Annotated in this window: 1 protein-coding gene and 1 pseudogene; both read left to right on the plus strand. The window is 58.1% G+C overall.

Annotation, left to right across the window (positions count from 1 at the left end; all coding sequences use genetic code 11):
• Positions 1–565: 565 nt before the first annotated feature.
• Positions 566–1,825 (plus strand): group II intron reverse transcriptase/maturase, encoded by a 1,260-nt coding sequence (gene ltrA / locus FHT73_RS29205; protein ID WP_112611032.1) that lies wholly within the window; start codon positions 566–568, stop codon positions 1,823–1,825.
• Positions 1,826–1,893: 68 nt separating this feature from the next.
• Positions 1,894–2,352: pseudogene (locus FHT73_RS29210) on the plus strand (DDE-type integrase/transposase/recombinase); the annotation flags it as partial.
• Between the last annotated feature and the right edge of the window lie 5 nt (positions 2,353–2,357).

Here is a 2,357-nt window from a genome sequence, read left to right on the forward strand (position 1 = left end):
CTTGCCGCCAAGTGGCACCTCGACGAGAGTGTGCCGCGAGGCACCCACAGCAGTGTGGGAGCCGAGCTGCACGGAAGATGAGGGTATGGTCCCTCGAAGCCGACCGTCAGGGGTAGGTTTCAAACCACTGCAAGCTGCAACGGTAAAGAGCCGTGGTGGTGAGCGTTGCAGAAAAGGCGGACGTTAGTCCGTCAGGTGAGGTTTAGAGAGACGAGCGCAAGCGAACCGCTGATGACGTGTCGAAAAGTGCAAGATGATGTCGAAACCGGGAGGAATTCGTTAGCCCGGGACAAGTCTGGGGGGCGACCTGATTTCTGCCCAGGCGGCATCCGGCATGAAGGCGGCGTGACTCTTAACCAGGCTTTCGTGTGGAACGCGGGAACCTGTCGCTCCGATGTTAAGGGAGAAACCCAAGCCGGCGGTCCCTGCGAGGGTGAGATTACCGAAGCGGAGCACAGGGGCGGAGCAGCCCGTAGTAGTGCTGAAGGTCCTGTAATGGGGCTGGAGCGAAGGGGCTGCGTTGTTCAGCTCTGGAGCGTGGACAACCGGCGACGGGAGGATCCTCGTGGATAGAGCAAAGCCGTACGCGATCCCGAAAAGGGAGGTGTGGGAAGCATATAAGAGGGTTAGAGCCAACCAAGGAGCGGCTGGTATTGACGGCCAGACGATTTTGGACTTTGAGGCTGATCTTACGAACAACCTGTACAAGCTCTGGAATCGGCTGGCGTCGGGCAGCTACTTTCCGCCGCCGGTGCGGCGGGTCGACATACCCAAGAGCGATGGGAAGACGCGCCCGCTGGGCATACCCACGGTCGCCGATCGCATTGCGCAGATGGTGGTCAAACGCCATCTGGAACCGGCGGTGGAGCCTGAATTCCATCCGGATTCCTATGGGTATCGGCCCGGCAAATCGGCACTCGATGCGATCAGCGTGGCGCGGCAGCGATGCTGGCGTTACAACTGGGTTCTTGATCTCGATATCAAGGCTTTCTTTGATAGCATTGAACCGGACCTGCTGATGCGGGCTGTGCGCAAGCACACCGATTGCCCGTGGGTGCTTTTATACATTGAACGATGGCTGAAAGCGCCAGTGCAGATGCCGGACGGAAATCTCGTCGCCAGAGAACGAGGAACGCCACAGGGCGGGGTAATCAGCCCTCTCTTGGCAAACCTCTTTCTTCACTATGCGTTTGACATGTGGATGTGTCGGAATTTCCCGAACATTCCGTTTGAGCGTTATGCTGACGACGCGATCTGTCATTGTCGGACCGAGGACCAGGCGATGGCGCTTCGGAACGCTCTGGACGCGCGTTTTACTGATTGTGGGCTGACGCTTCATCCTGACAAGACCAAAATCGTCTATTGCAGGGATGAAAGTCGGCGAGGCACTCATCCGGTCTACAAGTTCGACTTTCTCGGCTACGCTTTCCGGCCGAGACTTGTGAGCAAGAAGGCCGGGGGCATGGGTGTTTCATTCGGTCCTGCGGCCAGTCCGACGGCGCTCAAGGCGATACGGGGCACGATCCGTAGTTGGTCCTTGCACCTTCGCAGTGACAGGGCTCTCGATGATCTGGCACGGATGTTCAACTCGTACATCCGCGGCTGGATCAATTACTATGGTCGGTTCTGTCCTTCAGCTCTCCAACCTACGCTCTGGAGTGTCGAGCGATACTTGGCCCGATGGGCCTCGGGAAAGTACAAGTCCTTGCGTGGGCATAAGCGGCGATCCCGGCATTGGCTTTTGCGCATCGCGCAGCGCCAACCTCGGCTGTTCGCCCATTGGCCTCTGCTTCATGGATACGGTCGAACAATGGGAGCCGGATGATGCGAGAGTATCACGTCCGGTTCTGAGAGAGCGTGGGGGTGAAATTCCCCTGCGCCACTCGCCTGGCGATTTCCATCCGCGGCCGAAAACATTGGCTTTGGCGTGCCGTAGATGCTGATGGTTATGTTCTCGATGCTCTGTTGCAAAGCCGGAGAAACAAAAAGGCAGCTCTTCGGCTGATGCGCAAGCTGCTCAAAGGACAGGGCGTCATGCCGCGAGTGATGGTAACCGACAAGCTGCGCTCTTACGCCGCCGCGAAGGCCGAATTGATGCCAGACGTCGAGCATCGCTCGCATAAAGGATTGAACAACCGCGCTGAAAATTCTCATCTTCCGCTGAGACGACGAGAGAGGCGCATGATGCGCTTCAAGTCGACGCGACAATGCCAACGTTTCGTTTCAGCCCATGGCCAGATCGCCAACCTCTTCCACCTACATCGGAAATGTCACACTGCCGCAGCCCACCGCCAACTCCGCGCCGATGCCGTCACAACCTGGCGTGAAATCGCATTGTCCAGCGTGCTCTGACGTTC

Origin of the sequence: Rhizobium sp. BK098, assembly GCF_014193155.1 — a bacterium.
Taxonomy (GTDB): domain Bacteria; phylum Pseudomonadota; class Alphaproteobacteria; order Rhizobiales; family Rhizobiaceae; genus Rhizobium.